General features: G+C 37.9%; 15 protein-coding genes. 3 read left to right on the forward strand and 12 right to left on the reverse strand.

The features are described from left to right. Positions 1-10: 10 nt before the first annotated feature. The gene (locus RI845_RS01965) at positions 11-463 is read right to left on the reverse strand and encodes a thioesterase family protein (RefSeq protein WP_348388086.1); all 453 of its coding nucleotides are present in this window, start codon (positions 461-463) and stop codon (positions 11-13) included. Positions 464-581: 118 nt separating this feature from the next. Here RI845_RS01965 and recQ point away from each other — a divergent pair, with 118 nt between their 5' ends. Beyond that, positions 582-2,393: a DNA helicase RecQ gene (gene recQ, locus RI845_RS01970; RefSeq protein ID WP_348388087.1), complete on the forward strand. Its 1,812-nt coding sequence runs from the start codon at positions 582-584 to the stop codon at positions 2,391-2,393. A 19-nt stretch (positions 2,394-2,412) separates the two neighbouring features. Here recQ and RI845_RS01975 read toward each other — a convergent pair whose 3' ends face one another. The 8 genes from RI845_RS01975 to RI845_RS02010 form a co-directional block, all read right to left on the reverse strand. Further along, positions 2,413-3,249 (reverse strand): 23S rRNA (adenine(2030)-N(6))-methyltransferase RlmJ, encoded by an 837-nt coding sequence (locus RI845_RS01975; protein ID WP_348388088.1) that lies wholly within the window; start codon positions 3,247-3,249, stop codon positions 2,413-2,415. Positions 3,250-3,282: 33 nt separating this feature from the next. Further along, positions 3,283-4,140, reverse strand: coding sequence for a 4-hydroxybenzoate octaprenyltransferase (gene ubiA / locus RI845_RS01980; protein ID WP_348388089.1), 858 nt, complete (start codon positions 4,138-4,140; stop codon positions 3,283-3,285). Positions 4,141-4,293: 153 nt separating this feature from the next. Beyond that, positions 4,294-4,719: a hypothetical protein gene (locus tag RI845_RS01985; RefSeq protein ID WP_348388090.1), complete on the reverse strand. Its 426-nt coding sequence runs from the start codon at positions 4,717-4,719 to the stop codon at positions 4,294-4,296. 167 nt (positions 4,720-4,886) lie between these two features. Continuing rightward, the gene (locus RI845_RS01990) at positions 4,887-5,453 is read right to left on the reverse strand and encodes a chorismate--pyruvate lyase family protein (protein ID WP_348388091.1); all 567 of its coding nucleotides are present in this window, start codon (positions 5,451-5,453) and stop codon (positions 4,887-4,889) included. 2 nt (positions 5,454-5,455) lie between these two features. Then, complete coding sequence (glpG, locus tag RI845_RS01995) at positions 5,456-6,325, reverse strand: rhomboid family intramembrane serine protease GlpG (protein WP_348388092.1); 870 nt, start codon at positions 6,323-6,325, stop codon at positions 5,456-5,458. A gap of 17 nt (positions 6,326-6,342) precedes the next feature. Beyond that, a complete protein-coding gene (gene glpE, locus RI845_RS02000; RefSeq protein ID WP_405054078.1) occupies positions 6,343-6,678 on the reverse strand; it encodes a thiosulfate sulfurtransferase GlpE in 336 nt (111 codons plus the stop codon). 119 nt (positions 6,679-6,797) lie between these two features. Next, positions 6,798-7,823 (reverse strand): L-threonine 3-dehydrogenase, encoded by a 1,026-nt coding sequence (tdh, locus tag RI845_RS02005; protein WP_348388093.1) that lies wholly within the window; start codon positions 7,821-7,823, stop codon positions 6,798-6,800. A gap of 24 nt (positions 7,824-7,847) precedes the next feature. Next, positions 7,848-9,041: a glycine C-acetyltransferase gene (locus RI845_RS02010; RefSeq protein WP_348388094.1), complete on the reverse strand. Its 1,194-nt coding sequence runs from the start codon at positions 9,039-9,041 to the stop codon at positions 7,848-7,850. Positions 9,042-9,259: 218 nt separating this feature from the next. Between RI845_RS02010 and RI845_RS02015 the strand changes: the two genes are divergently transcribed. Next, a complete protein-coding gene (locus tag RI845_RS02015; RefSeq protein ID WP_348388095.1) occupies positions 9,260-9,688 on the forward strand; it encodes an Lrp/AsnC family transcriptional regulator in 429 nt (142 codons plus the stop codon). A gap of 82 nt (positions 9,689-9,770) precedes the next feature. After that, complete coding sequence (gene waaA, locus RI845_RS02020) at positions 9,771-11,051, forward strand: lipid IV(A) 3-deoxy-D-manno-octulosonic acid transferase (RefSeq protein ID WP_348388096.1); 1,281 nt, start codon at positions 9,771-9,773, stop codon at positions 11,049-11,051. 81 nt (positions 11,052-11,132) lie between these two features. On the opposite strand, the gene RI845_RS02025 is transcribed toward waaA, so the two are convergent. From RI845_RS02025 to RI845_RS02035, 3 genes are all read right to left on the reverse strand, one after another. Then, positions 11,133-13,265, reverse strand: a complete 2,133-nt coding sequence (locus tag RI845_RS02025; RefSeq protein ID WP_348388097.1) for an alpha/beta hydrolase family protein — start codon at positions 13,263-13,265, stop codon at positions 11,133-11,135. Further along, complete coding sequence (locus tag RI845_RS02030; RefSeq protein ID WP_348388098.1) at positions 13,265-13,825, reverse strand: hypothetical protein; 561 nt, start codon at positions 13,823-13,825, stop codon at positions 13,265-13,267. Before RI845_RS02030 ends, RI845_RS02025 begins: the two co-directional genes overlap by 1 nt. A gap of 111 nt (positions 13,826-13,936) precedes the next feature. Beyond that, positions 13,937-14,974, reverse strand: a complete 1,038-nt coding sequence (locus RI845_RS02035; protein ID WP_348388099.1) for a glycosyltransferase family 9 protein — start codon at positions 14,972-14,974, stop codon at positions 13,937-13,939. Between the last annotated feature and the right edge of the window lie 40 nt (positions 14,975-15,014).

Here is a 15,014-nt window from a genome sequence, read left to right on the forward strand (position 1 = left end):
TATTATTCGGTTACACCATATAGGTACCGGTACCAAAGGCAATATGTTCACCTTTTTCATTGTGTAACTCCATGCGCGCAACAGCCACTTTGCTGCCATGACGGATGATACGAGCAGTAGCGACAAATGATTCACCTCTACCCGGGCGAAGAAAGTCTGTGCGCAAATCAATGGTACAGAATTTACCTAATTTTTCGGCAACTTTTTGTTTATCAGGATTGTTGATGCGACTGATCATATTGGCAGATATAACCACGCCGCCAACCATATCTAAAACAGAAGCGGTAACGCCTCCATGAAGAATTTTTTGAACAGGATTCCCCATTAACTTATCTTGCCATTCAAACTTAATTTCAGCGTACTCTTCTTCCATTTTAGTGACCGTGAAACCAAGTAATGAATTGAAGGCAATGTGTTTGTTCCACATGTCGATTACTTGTTCGAAAATAATTTGTTTTTCCATAACATCCTCAAAAATAAGCGTTTCTGTATGTAGAGTAACTTAGTTACAAGAAAAGTCTACCGATCAACTGATGAGCTAGGTTAAAATGGGCTAATTACCTAATAATAACGATAATCTCTTGAAAACTGACGCTAACACCGAACAACAATTACCTGACTTGCATCATTCTTTGAATCATCATTTTGGCTATCAAAGCTTTCGCTCTGGCCAGCAGCAAGTTATTGAGCAATTATTGCAAGGTAGAGATTGCTTGGTATTAATGCCCACCGGTGGTGGTAAATCTTTATGTTATCAATTGCCTGCAACCATAATGTCAGGGTTAACCATTGTTGTGTCACCATTAATCGCTTTAATGAAAGACCAGGTAGATGGCTTAAGTCGACAGGGGATTTCTGCGGCCTATATTAATTCAAGTTTAGACGGGCAAACTATCAATCAAACCATGCAAAAGATTGCCAATGGTGAGATCAAAATATTGTACGTGGCGCCTGAGCGTTTATTAAATCATTATTTTTTGCAAAGCATTCAACAAGTACAAATCAGTTTTTTTGCCATCGATGAAGCCCATTGTATTTCTTCATGGGGGCATGACTTTAGGCCATCATATACTCAACTTGGCAAGCTGAAAGAATACTTTCCTTACACGCCGGTTATTGCTTTAACAGCAACCGCAGATGTTACTACACGCAAAGATATATTAAATCAGCTGCAACTAACTAACCCGTACGTGCTGCTTGATAGTTTCGATCGACCTAATATCCGCTATACCTTAGCAGATAAATACAATGGTGAAACACAGTTGCTTGAATACCTGAAAGAAATGGGCGATGAAAGCGGTATTATTTATTGTAATAGTCGCTGGCAAGTAGATAAATTAAGTGGCTTTTTAGCCTCTAAAGGATATAACTGTGCCGGTTATCATGCCGGTATGGAAACTGAAATCCGTGGTGTTATTCAAGACGGTTTCACTAAAGATAATATCAAGATTGTTGTAGCTACTGTGGCGTTTGGTTTAGGTATAAATAAGCCCAATGTGCGTTTTGTGGTGCACTTTGATATGCCAAGAACCTTGGAATCTTATTATCAAGAAACTGGCCGAGCAGGTCGTGACGGATTAAAAGCAGAGGCGCTGTTTTTATACGATAGCCAAGATATTGAACGAATAAAGAAACGCATTTCGCAAAATGAAAATGAACAGCGTATTAATGTTGAATTACAACGTTTTGCCGCGATGTCAGGTTTTGCTGAAGCACAAACCTGTAGAAGGCAAGTGCTGCTAAATTACTTTGCCGAATACACCAATAATGGCTGTGGTAACTGTGATATCTGTTTAGACCCACCGAGTCGATATGATGCGACAGTTGATGCCCAAAAAGTATTATCTTGTGTGTTTAGAATAAATCAAAGCGGTGATATACATCATGTTATTGATGTGCTTCGAGGACGAGAGCTCGATAAAATTGTCCAAAAAGAACACGATAAGGTAAGTACCTTTGGTATTGGTAAAGATAAAACTCGTGGTTATTGGTTTTCAGTAATTAGACAATTAATACATTTAGGTTTTTTACAACAAGATATCGAACAGCAATCAGCCCTGTGTTTAACCAATGCTTCCAAGGCGGCACTTAAAGGTACTGAGCCTTTAATGATGGCAAGACCAAGGTTACAAAGCCAAGGCTACTGGCAACAAAATAAAGCAACGTCGGCTTACGATAAAGTTTTATTCAAACAACTTCGTACATTGCGCAAAGATATTGCTGATAGTGAAGATATTGCACCGTTTATTGTATTTAACGATGCATCACTAATTGAAATGGCCCGTTTAAAACCAAGAAATTCGACCGAGTTTTTGGCGATAACCGGTGTGGGTGATACGAAACTCGCACGCTATGGCAAAGCGTTTATCGACTTGATAAAAGAGCAATCTTAGCCGCGTAGTCAGCTTCTAATTATTCTGGCACCCAAGTGTCGCACTTATAAAAAGCCGTACCATTTTCATTAACGGCGTTAACCAATTTTGGTAAAAGCTTTTCCATTTTCGCTTTTAACGTCCATGGTGGGTTGATCACTATCATGCCAGCAGATGTCATGCCATGTTCAGCCGTATCAGCTGACAACCCCAACTCAAAACGAACAATGTCTTTGATGCCGCTATTAGCAAAGCTTTTCTCTAACTTCTCAATGCGGTGTCTATCGACAACGGGGTACCAAATAGCGTAGGTACCAGTTGGGAATTTTTTATGGGCTTTTGCAACAACTTTAAATACTTTATCGTAATCTGTTTTTATTTCGTAAGGTGGATCAATCAGTACAAAAGCACGACGTGAGATTGGTGGTACTACCGAAAGTAATCCTTCAAAACCATCACTTTGCCTAACTTTTACCCGGCGAGTTTGTCTTATATTTTCATTTAGTAATTCAAAATCAGTAGGGTGTAATTCAAAGAGCCAGGCTTTATCTTCATTACGTAAAAAGTGTTGAGCAATTACAGGTGAACCAGGGTAATACTCTAATTGTTCGCTGTCGTTGTGTACTTTAATGGCTCTAAAATATTCTCTAAGCTCTGGAAAGTCACTTTCGTTTAATTTGGCAATACCATTTAAGTATTCTCCCAGCTTAGTCGCATGCTCAGAGTTTAAGTTGAACAGTCCTGCACCAGAGTGAGTATCGATATAGTCGAAGACTTTATCTTTTTGGCCTAAATAATCTAATATTTCCACTTGCACAATATGCTTGAGTACATCGGCAAAATTACCGGCATGAAAAGAGTGGCGATAGCTAAGCATAGAGATCCCTAGGTGAGTGTAATAAAGGTGGCGTTAGTATTGAATTATTATAGCGAGTAATACAATCAATAACCCGTAATGATTGTTTAAAAACGCTTTAAAGCAATTATCCCGGTCTCTATTTTTAATTAAATGTTGTTGGTAGATGAATGAACCAGCTGCAAAAATAAGACCTAAATAATAGAACATATTAAATTGCTGAATTTGTCCAACTTTAACCAGTAGAGTCAGAACCAAAATTTGTAATAAGGCGATTATCACTTTGTCTAGTCGGCCAAAAATAATTGCGGTCGATTTGACTCCTATAAGTAGATCATCATCTTTGTCTACCATGGCATACATAGTGTCATAGGCAATAGTCCACAGAACATTAGCGAAAAACATTAACCATGCTGTAGAAGGAATGCTTTGTTGAGTTTCTGCAAACGCCATGATCATGCCCCAACTAAATGCGGCGCCTAATACCACCTGTGGAAAGTGAGTAAAACGTTTCATAAACGGGTAGCTTGCTGCCAATATTACAGCAATTACTGATAAACCAATGCTGTACCAAGAGAGCGTCAACACAAGCGCTAAAGCAACAACTAATAACGTAAAAAATAAGGCTATTGCTTCTTTAGTTGTCATTAGCCCACTAACCAAGGGGCGTTGTTCAGTTCGTTTAACTTTTCCGTCTACTTTTCTATCGGCAAAATCATTAATTACACAACCGGCGCTGCGCATAATAAATACACCCACAGCAAATACTATGGTTAGATGCCAACCTGGAAATCCTTCAGCTGCAACATATAGTGCCCAAAATGTTGGCCAAAGCAATAAATAGGTACCTATGGGTTTATCCATACGAGTAATTAATTTAGTGGCTTGCCAAGAGGGGAGTATTGCTGACATTGATTGTTCCTGAAGACTAACATTTAAAATTATTATTTGTGCTTATATTATATCAACCTTAATAAGAATACGAACCACTGTATTTATTATCTTTAATAAAAAGTGGCTAAGTAAAAACTTAGCCACTAAATTAACTGTTTTTATAGAGATCGATTAACGACTCGTTATCAAGATAACTTTAGGTGAATTGTTCATTCTCTGTTGTCTGGCTAAATCAATGATCTTTATTTCTTCAGCATCTAAACGATATTTTTTCAACGCCCGTTTATTGATGAATTCAAAGGTGTCTTTGGCATTGTATTGAGCGGTAAATTTAACTAAATCTGTGTCGTTACATAGTATGTCATCGCTTGCAAAACTTGTACGACCATACATACCTGTGTGAATTCCAGCCATCATCCCCAGACGACTAATATACAATTTAGTTTTCTTTAAGTCGTTGCTGACGGCTGCTACGCATAGTTTAGTAGCAATAGTGTTGTCTCCCGCCTCAAACGTAATATTTTGGTTAGCATAAGCCTTAAATGTTAATAACAGGAAAACGCTAATAAATAATAAACCTTGTGTTAAAGCCTTCATAATTAATCTCTCCATGTAAAAGGTGATTAAATTCTAGGCGTTACATCGGATCTATTATGATTAAAATAGAATTTTTTTATGATAATTTTTAGAGGGATAGTATGTCTTTGAAATATTGGTGTTTTAGATAGAATCAGTAACGCTTGTGATGTTTCTGAATATTTTAATCATGTTTTCAAGTAAGCTCTAGCGCTTGGCAAAAATACTTCTGCTACCATTAAAGGCTTATCTTCAATAAAAAATAGCGAACGTCGGCCCCATAAATTTTGCTTAACTTGTAAATTTAACATCGCGGCTAATTCACACACTCTTAGGCTAGGTTCAATTTCAGCTACTTCAACCACTTCGCGATGCAATTTAGGGTTATTAAACAATACCTGACCTAATGGCTGCTCTCCTAAACTTGCTAATGCTTGTTGTTCGCCGGTTAAACTTTTTAAGGGCAATAGACTTCGAGCAAACACATGCGGTACATCATCACAAAATAGTATTACTTCTCGAACCAATACTTGTTCGCCAAGAATTATGTCCGCATTCGCTTCATGTGATTGGCAAGCTTCTACGCGTTGCCCTAACACATGTACTTTAAAATCATTGCAGTGACTTTTAAGACGAGCCGTGAGTGATGTCGGATCTAATAACCAATCATTTAATCGTGGCGTTTGTGGTGCATGTTTAGCGCTTACCCAGTTAACATCTAGACCGATGGGAAACTGCTTTGTTAATTCAAACATAGTTAATTAATTTTCTTTATTTTAGTCATTTGAGTAACAAACAAGGCATATAATACTCCCGAAATTAAACCCACTAAATGCGCTGTATTAGCAACATTAATCGGCATAAACTCGGTATAACCTAACACTAACCAAAATAGCATAAAGCCAATTATGGAGTTAGATAAACCAATTCCTTTATCTGGATTTAAATAACCATACCACCAGACGAAACCTACAGTGGCATAAACAACACCAGAAAGACCGCCAAAATTTGGGCCTGACATATAAAATTGAGCAACATTAGAAAGTACAGCAGAGCCAATAAATAATAGTATGATCTTATTCAGTCCCAAGTTCTTTTCTATTTGACCACCAAGTTGCCACCACCACATAGTATTAAAAGCAATGTGCAATAAAGAGTAATGGAACAAGGCCGGAGTGATCAGCCGCCAAGGTTGAGCTGCAGTTTGGCTTATATCTCCTGCTTGGTTGAATATAACCAATTGATACAAACTATTGCCGAATAGCAAGAATGTTGCGGCAAATACCAACCAACAAAGAATAAAAATACCTATGGTGAAAGGACCAGCTTGAGCCAAAAAATTAGCTTTAATTTGCTTAGTCAGACCTGAGCTACCATTGAGTTTGACCGACTGACCACTTTGCCAGGCAGACTGTTGATATTTTGGATGATTAGGCTGTCTAATGAATTGTTCAAATTCATACTTTGCTCTATCTATTTCTTGTGAATCACAAAGAATTGCCCAACCATCAAGGGTTTGATTATCGTTTAAGGCTGGTTTGATCTCACAGTTAATATTGATACTTTTTAAGTAATCAGCAAAGATCAAAGCGATGGATTTTTGTTCTACGTTAACCAATATTTGCATTTAAGATTGCACTCTAGTTATGCTTTTTCGATATGTTGCGGATAGCTGTTAGCCCATAATTCAAATCCACCATCTAGTGAGTAAACATCGGTGAAATCTTGGCTAATTAAAAACTGTGCGGCCTGTTGGCTGGATATACCGTGATAACAACATACAACGGTAGGCGCATCAAAATCAGCTTCTCGTAAAAAGTCGCTCAACACATCGTTGGTTAAATGGATTGCTCCGGGTATATGACTAGCCGCATATGAATTAGCATCACGAATATCTACAACCACATGTTCTTTGGTAGGTAAACCATTTACTACATCGGCCACATTAATGTGTTTGAAGGTGCTGTCGTTTGATAACACAATATTCTCTTTATTTGTTATGAAAAATGTCGTTAAAGTGATTTTAACAAAAAAAGCCTGTTGAGCTAGTAAAAACTCAACAGGCTTGAATAAAAAACGCTTTAACCTAAATTTTCCGGTTAATCCCAGCTAAGAATAACCTTACCAGAGTTACCTGATAACATGGCGTCAAAGCCTTGTTGAAACTCATCAATAGGGAAGTGATGGGTAATAATAGGCGATAAGTCGAGCCCAGATTGAATAAGGCTAGCCATTTTATACCAGGTTTCAAACATCTCACGGCCATAAATACCTTTGATGGTTAAGCCTTTAAAAATAACCTTGCTCCAATCAATTGCCATGTCTTGCCCTGGAATACCGAGCATGGCAATTTTACCGCCATTGTTCATGTTCTCTAACATGTCGGTAAAGGCCATAGGCACGCCAGACATTTCCATGCCAACGTCAAAGCCTTCGGTCATGCCAAGCTCATTCATAACATCTTTCAGGTTTTCGTTTGCAACATTTACTGCGCGGGTAGCACCCATTTTACGAGCTAAGTCTAAGCGGTATTCGTTAATGTCTGTAATGACTACGTGGCGAGCGCCAACATGTTTAGCAACCGCTGCAGCCATAATGCCAATAGGGCCTGCACCTGTAATAAGCACGTCTTCACCGACCAAATCAAATGAAAGGGCGGTATGTACCGCATTACCAAACGGGTCAAATACAGCAGCTAAATCGTCAGAAATTTCATCAGGTAATTTAAATGCATTGTAGGCAGGTATTACCAAATATTCAGCAAATGAGCCGGTGCGGTCAACGCCAACACCAACAGTATTACGACATAAATGAGTGCGGCCACCACGACAGTTACGACAATGGCCACAAGTGATATGACCTTCGCCAGAAACTCTATCGCCTACATTGAAGCCCTTAACCTCTTGACCCATACCAACCACAACACCGGCATATTCATGACCGACAACCATAGGTACTGGAATGGTTTTTTGTGACCATTCATCCCAGTTGTAAATATGAATATCGGTACCACAAATTGCGGTTTTGTTGATTTTAATGAGTAAGTCGTTATGACCAACTTCTGGCTTTGGTGAATCAGTCATCCAAATGCCCGGTTCAGCCTTTAGTTTTGCTAATGATTTCATTTTATAATCTCTAATTTAAGCTTATTAAATTACGCCCATTTCTTTACCAATACGGGTAAATGCTTCAATGGCTTTATCGAGCTGTGCTTTTGTATGAGCCGCAGAAATTTGTGTGCGAATTCGGGCTTGGCCTTTTGGTACCACAGGGAATGAGAAGCCAATAACGTAAATGCCTTCGCTAAGTAAACGGTTTGACATATCTGCTGCAACCTTTGCATCACCTAACATTACTGGCACAATCGCGTGGTCTGCTCCGGCACAGGTAAAGCCGGCTGCTTCCATATTGTTACGGAAATAAGCAGCGTTATCTTTTAACGTTTTACGCAATTCACCACCTTGGGCTAACATATCAATTACTTTAATTGAGGCTGTTACGATTGCTGGTGCTAATGAATTCGAGAACAAGTACGGACGAGAACGCTGACGTAACCATTCAATAACTTCTTTACTTGCAGATGTGTAACCACCTGAAGCGCCGCCCATGGCTTTTCCTAAGGTACCTGTAATGATGTCAACTCGGTCCATTACTTCACAGTATTCGTGTGAACCACGACCATCTTCACCAACAAAACCTACCGCATGTGAGTCATCTACCATAACCATTGCATCGTATTTGTCGGCTAAATCACATACACCTTTTAGATTGGCAATTACGCCATCCATTGAGAATACGCCGTCAGTAGCAATTAACTTAAAACGTGCTCCGGCTTCATTGGCAGCAATTAGCTGTTCTTCTAATGCGGCCATATCGTTATTGGCATAACGAAAACGTTTTGCTTTACATAAGCGAACACCGTCAATAATGGATGCATGGTTAAGAGCATCCGAAATTATGGCATCTTCAGCGCCTAATATTGTTTCAAATAAACCGGCGTTGGCATCAAAACATGATGAATAAAGAATAGTGTCTTCCATACCCAAGAAGTTGGATAGCTTGCCTTCCAATGTTTTATGAATATCTTGTGTGCCACAAATAAAACGTACCGATGCCATGCCAAAACCGTGGTCGTCCAAACCACCTTTAGCTGCATTAATAAGCTCAGGATGATTGGCTAAACCTAAATAGTTATTGGCACAAAAGTTAATTACTTCTTCGCCACTGCTAACTGCTATATCGGCTTGTTGAGCAGTAGTGATAATTCGTTCAGCTTTGTACAGGCCCTCTTCTTTAACTTGATCTATTTGTTGTTGAAGGTGGTTAATAAAATTAGATGACATATTAGCCTCAGTTAAATCATTTATTTAAAAAACATGATTAGTAATTGTAGTTTCTTGCGAGCATTTTGCTGCATTTTTTAATGACACATATTATTCACCTATCAGACTATAAAAAAAAGTTTACAGATGTTCAAAATGCCTTATAATCATTGCAAATTGACACCTTGCTGTGTCAATTTGCAATGTCGGTTTTTAGTTTCATATAAGGTAATTGATGAATGATCAGTGAAAAAGACGAAGAGTTGCTTTCCATTCTTAGATGTAATGCCAGGGCGAGTGTTTCAGATATCGCCAGAGCGTTAAATGTTTCAAGAACAGCCATACAAAACCGTATAAATAAGCTTGAAAGTAATGGTGTGATTAAGTCATACAGCGTTGAATTAGGCAGCAGTTACACCAAAGATTTAATTACCATAAATGTATCTTTGAAAGTTAACCCAAATTTGCGTGAGAAAATTTGCATAATTTTAAGAAAAATACACCAGATAAGCCATATCTATTCAATCAGCGGGGAGTATGATCTGCTTGTTGTTCTGCAAATCCAATCGCTTAAACATCTTACGGCAATATTGGATAATATTTGTCATTTAGAAGGGGTAGAGCGAACGAACTCTTCAATTATTCTTGATGCAATATTTGAAAGATAATACTAATTCCGATAATTTATTAAGCTAATTCAGTCCGTTGTTAGTATGATGATAACGGCTCATTTATTTAGAAGAAAACACATTGAACAAAGAAAAGCTGTCTTTACGCCTATATCAAATACTTATTTTATTGCTTGTACCAGTGTTATTATTGGTTCTCATCGTTCGCTCGTTTTCGCAACGAGAATACCGTCAGCGCTTAACTGAGCGATTTGGCTGGTTGCCTTCAAATATAAAGCCAGGCGGTATTGTTGTACACGCGGCTAGTGTAGGTGAAGTAATAGCCGCTAAACCTTTTATTGATAAGTTATTAATTACTTATCCAGATTTACCTATTACTGTAACCACGTTTACGCCGACAGGCTCAGCGCAAGTAAAAAAATTCTACATTGATAAAGTACAGCATTGTTATTTGCCATTAGACATTTCATTTTGTGTGCATTTATTCTTTCGATTGTTAAAGCCCAAAGCTGTAGTGCTTATGGAAACAGAGCTATGGCCAACACTTATTCAACGCTGCTATAAATCTAACGTTGAATTACTGTTAATTAATGGTCGTTTATCAGAAAAATCTTTAAAAAATTACAAAAAACTGTCGTGGTTAATTAGACCTGCATTGAATAAATTTTCTGCCATATTGTGCCAAAGTGCAGATAATGCCGAACACTTTATTGAAATGGGGGCTAATGCCGATTTAGTTAAAAATTCTGGTAATTTAAAGTACGACATAAGTGTTACCGATGAACTGCAAAATAAAATTTCACAGCTGCAAAAATTCATTCCTGAACATAGACGATTACTGGTTGTAGGCAGTACACACCAAGGGGAAGAATTACCCGCACTTGCTGCGTATAAAAAGTTAAAAAACGACAACCCTGAATTGCTTTTGGTGCTTGTTCCTCGCCACCCTGAACGTTTTTCTACGGTAACAAAACTGTGTGAAGAGCAAGGTTTTAAAACCGTTACGCGCAGTTCTAAACAACCGATAATTGATGACCATGAGGTTTGGGTAATCGATACGTTAGGGGAATTGTTATCTGTGTATGCGCTGGCTGAGATTTGTATTGTTGCCGGCAGCTTTTCTGATGTTGGTGGGCATAATCCACTGGAACCGGCGTTATTTTCTAAACCTGTTCTTGTTGGTGAGAACATGGCAAATTTTAAAGAGATCACACAAAAACTAACAGTAGCCAATGGCATAGTGCAGTTAGAGCAAAACAGCGAACTTGCCGTTAAATTACATTGTTTATTAACTGATCAAGAATTAGCAATAACGATTGGCAAAAATGCACTTGGTGTAGTTCTTGCCAATCAAGGTGCTACAGATAAGAGTATTGAAACCTTACAAAGTTTGCTTAAGTAACTATATTCTTGCTGTTAGTTCAATAACCTAAAGCAGGTAGCTCAGGCTATAGAAGTACATGTACTCAAATATGTTATTAACCTAGTAAGTAAACTCTTCATCAGCTTTTTTTTGTGCAGCACGTTCAGCTTGTTCCTTTTTTTCTTCAGCAAGCTGCTCTTGAATTAATGCTTGTAATTCGGCTTCAATTTTTTGCTCTTTTTGTTCTGAAGAAAGAGTGGTTAAATTTTCAACATCAACGTCATAAGCGTCAAGCAATCTACGTCGCTCTTGTGCTTTTATTTGTTGCTCATTCATCGCGGGAGGAAAAGGTAAACCAAGTTGCCTGCGAATAAAGTCTTCAACATAGACAATTTCGTGTCGATTTCCCTTCCAATAATAGTGATAACCATGGCCAACACTATTGTAAAACACCGTCTCTACATTTTTACCTAGCTGTTGTAAACGATATTTCATTCTATTGGACTGTTCAAAATGAGCGATAGTATCTTTTTTCCCCGCAATTAAGAGTACTGGTACATTAATGTCTTCAGCCAAATAAAACGGTGATACTTCTTTTAATGACTCTTTATATCCACCGATCACTTTGTCTAACGCTTGACGGCGTTCATCACTATAAACTTGATTGTTTGCATTATATAAATGTGGCAAATCGTAGATACCATATTTTGCGACAATGCATTGATAATCTTCAGGGTGTTTAATTGCAAGCATCATTGCTGAATAACCGCCATAACTAGTGCCAATAGAACACATTTTTTCGAACTTATGTTCTTTTCTAACCTGTTTCACCGCGGCGGTTATATCGTGTTCGATCAATTTACCAAACTCGCCACGCCCCTCGTTCATAAATTGTTTACCGTAACCGGAAGAACCACGAAAATTAACCTTGAGCACCGAATAGCCACGGTTGGTAAAATACTGCGTTTGTGCGTCGTATATTGCTAAATCTCTGATCCCAATAGGGCCACCATGTGGATTCACTAACAGCACCCCATTACTATAACCAACTGGTTTAGTTAATAATGCTTCAATGAATACGTCAGGCTCGACTTCTACCTGAAACACCTCAGTAGGACTAAGTTTATAAGGCGCTAAAGTAGTACGTTTTTCGGTAATAAATATTGCCTTTTTAGTATCAGCTTGAAAGAAATAAAACTTTCCCGGATTGGTAGAACTAAATGTTTTAATCAACTTATAATTGTCATCTAGGCTAGATTCAATGACTGACACCTGCTGGTTTTTAAAGGATTTTTTTAAACTTTTAGCTAAATCTGTCTTTTCTTTGGCAAAATAATGACTATTTGGAATGCCCTCTTCGAGAAAGCTTACATAATTTACGCCTTGATGCATTTTATTTAATTTAGCATCAATTAAATCATAATTTGGGTGTTGGTAAATTACTTTACCAAGCGTCTTTGTTGTTATGTCAAACTCAACTAATGAAGTTCGGTCCAAATTTTTATTGGTTAAAACTGCAAGTGTCCCCTCATTTAAAAAGCCAATGGGGATAAACTGATTTTCAGCATTAATATCATAGAATTTTTTCCACTTATCTTTAGATGTTAACTGGTACCAAAATTCTATTTGGTCATCGTTTTTGATTGCAGCAATTAGAGCTTTGTTCACATCATCATAAATATAATGAAAGGCTTCGTTGAGGGTGTTTTCAACCTCTATAGCTTCATCATAGTTACTTACAGCTAACTGATCTGTCGTTATTTTATACAGCTTAAATCTAGGGTATTTTTGCTTTTTAGTGACGTTGCGAGCGAACAGAACGGTGTCTTCTTCATTTGGTAATGTTGAAACCATAAAGCCACTAACCCCTAAGGACTGCCAAATACCTTCAGGTTTTTCACCATCATCCTTTATGTTAATAAAGCCTCTTCGCTTTTTCATCTGTAGGTATACAGTATCATTGTCAACCCATTGATAATTTTCAACGTATGAACTCCGTTTTCTATCCATACGAAACATCGGCACACTAAGTCTTTTTTGCGGGTCAATGAGCCTTACGATATTGAAGCGTTTCATGTGCTCATAAGAGAAAATATACTTACCATCGGGGCTTAATATCATCGAATAAACTTGCGATGATTGCATAATATCTTCTACTGGTATTAATTTGTATGGCTTGGCGATTACGTGGTTGCTTAACAAAGTCACTACTATCAGACTGATACGCAAAACTACTAAATTTAAGCGGCTCATTATTCACTATCCTTTTTTGCTGGCTGTGAATTAATTAACTCAAAGAAGTTCTCTTCGCCGGGGCCAGAATATGTCATCGGATGATTCAGTAAAATGTTGGAGAATTTATCTTCCATAAATTCAAGTGCGATAGATGAGTTATTGTTTAAGGACATTCTTGAGGCAACGTAGTACCAAACAACATAGCTATTCATTTTCAAATGGCCAGCGTAGTTTATTTTGTTTTCTTCTACAGTAAACGCCCAAATATCGTCTTCGAAATCTTTAAGGTAAGCGTAATTATTAAATGTGACCTTACTGATCTCATATTGACCAACAGGTAGAGGAACTAATATGTAATTACTGCCAGATTTTAAATCTTTTTCAGACAGCGCAATGCGTTTGGTGCCTGTTAATATGATTTCTTGGAGTGATCGGTTAGTGTCAACGGCGAGCAGTAAATATCCCTGTTTTTCTTGTAGAGCAACCTCACTCTCCTGATCAATACTTTCAACTTTTGTTGCGCAACTGCTTAATACCAGCATGCACAAAATCAAACTAATTAACTTTATTCTTAACATTATTGTAAACCTAGTTTTGACATTGCTTGATAGAAAAACTATCAATTCCTTGCTTAAAAAAGTCTACTTAATAAAGTTAAAATTGTACAGGTGTTTAAAAAGGTTAATGCGTTAAGATAATATTTTATCAATATTGGTAATGACCATATCAACAGTAATGCGATCCATTAATTCGCCTTTAGCGCGAGTGTTCCAGGGAAGTTGCTCTGAAGGTTTGCCATGCTGCTCTAAAACACACTCTTCATAAACGCTTGCAACATAATGTTGGCAAGTATAAGGACCGGTGCGTTTAGGGTTTGAATGGGCGTATAAACCGATCACAGGTGTTTCCACAGTTGTCGCCATATGTGTTGGGCCAGTGTCGGGAGCAATAACAAGCTTTGCAGACTCTAAAACCGCCATTAATTGTTTTAAATTAGTTTTGCCAACTAAGTTTATTAGCTCAACATTGGCATGCTTGGCGATATCATTGGCAAGATTAACTTCAAGTTCACCAGGCCCTCCGCAAAGTACAACGTGATAGCCTTTTTTACTTAAATAATCCGCTGCTTGAGCATATTTTTGCGCAGGCCAATTTCGCTCTGCTTTACTGGCTGCTGCAGAAATTACAGTATAAAACTTATCTTGTGGGATGAGCTCTTTGGCGTATGTACGTTCATTTTCACCAAAAGGCATGAGCCAGTGCGGCTCTTCGGTTTTAACTCCAATCGCATTAGCAAATGCCATAAAACCTTCCAGTACGTGTGGCTGGTTTTGCGGGGCTACTTTTCTATTGGAAAACAACCATTGGCCTTCTCTTGCTCTGGCACGGTCAAAGCCAATCCTTATTTTTGCCGAAATACATAAACTGGCAATACTTGCTCGTAGCGCTGCTTGCATATGGAACAGCACATCAAATTTTCGACCATTCATTGCTGATTTTAGTTCTTTAAAGGCGGTAAACCCTTTTGATTTATCGAAAATAACAAAATTAATACCTGGTAAATCTTTTAGCAGCATGTGCTCGACTTTACCTAACACCCAAGTGATCTCAATATCTGGATATTGTTTTTGAATTTGTTGTACCATAGCAACTGCATGGCAAACATCACCAATGGCGGAAAGCCTTAAAATACATAGAGATTTTGGGGTAGGTATTTGACCTAGCATAAACGATTTACCAAAATAGCAATTAAGCAAAATATAATTA

Origin of the sequence: Thalassotalea nanhaiensis, assembly GCF_031583575.1 — a bacterium.
GTDB lineage: Bacteria > Pseudomonadota > Gammaproteobacteria > Enterobacterales > Alteromonadaceae > Thalassotalea_A > Thalassotalea_A nanhaiensis.

What these genes read in the sequence shown, in the direction of transcription:
- RI845_RS01965 (WP_348388086.1), bottom strand. Translation starts at nt 463, where the DNA reads ATGGAAAAACAAATTATTTTCGAACAAGTAATCGACATGTGGAACAAA.
- RI845_RS01975 (WP_348388088.1), bottom strand. Translation starts at nt 3,249, where the DNA reads ATGCTTAGCTATCGCCACTCTTTTCATGCCGGTAATTTTGCCGATGTA.
- ubiA (WP_348388089.1), bottom strand. Translation starts at nt 4,140, where the DNA reads ATGTCAGCAATACTCCCCTCTTGGCAAGCCACTAAATTAATTACTCGT.
- RI845_RS01985 (WP_348388090.1), bottom strand. Translation starts at nt 4,719, where the DNA reads ATGAAGGCTTTAACACAAGGTTTATTATTTATTAGCGTTTTCCTGTTA.
- RI845_RS01990 (WP_348388091.1), bottom strand. Translation starts at nt 5,453, where the DNA reads ATGTTTGAATTAACAAAGCAGTTTCCCATCGGTCTAGATGTTAACTGG.
- glpG (WP_348388092.1), bottom strand. Translation starts at nt 6,325, where the DNA reads ATGCAAATATTGGTTAACGTAGAACAAAAATCCATCGCTTTGATCTTT.
- tdh (WP_348388093.1), bottom strand. Translation starts at nt 7,823, where the DNA reads ATGAAATCATTAGCAAAACTAAAGGCTGAACCGGGCATTTGGATGACT.
- RI845_RS02010 (WP_348388094.1), bottom strand. Translation starts at nt 9,041, where the DNA reads ATGTCATCTAATTTTATTAACCACCTTCAACAACAAATAGATCAAGTT.
- RI845_RS02015 (WP_348388095.1), top strand. Translation starts at nt 9,260, where the DNA reads ATGATCAGTGAAAAAGACGAAGAGTTGCTTTCCATTCTTAGATGTAAT.
- RI845_RS02025 (WP_348388097.1), bottom strand. Translation starts at nt 13,265, where the DNA reads ATGAGCCGCTTAAATTTAGTAGTTTTGCGTATCAGTCTGATAGTAGTG.
- RI845_RS02030 (WP_348388098.1), bottom strand. Translation starts at nt 13,825, where the DNA reads ATGTTAAGAATAAAGTTAATTAGTTTGATTTTGTGCATGCTGGTATTA.
- RI845_RS02035 (WP_348388099.1), bottom strand. Translation starts at nt 14,974, where the DNA reads ATGCTAGGTCAAATACCTACCCCAAAATCTCTATGTATTTTAAGGCTT.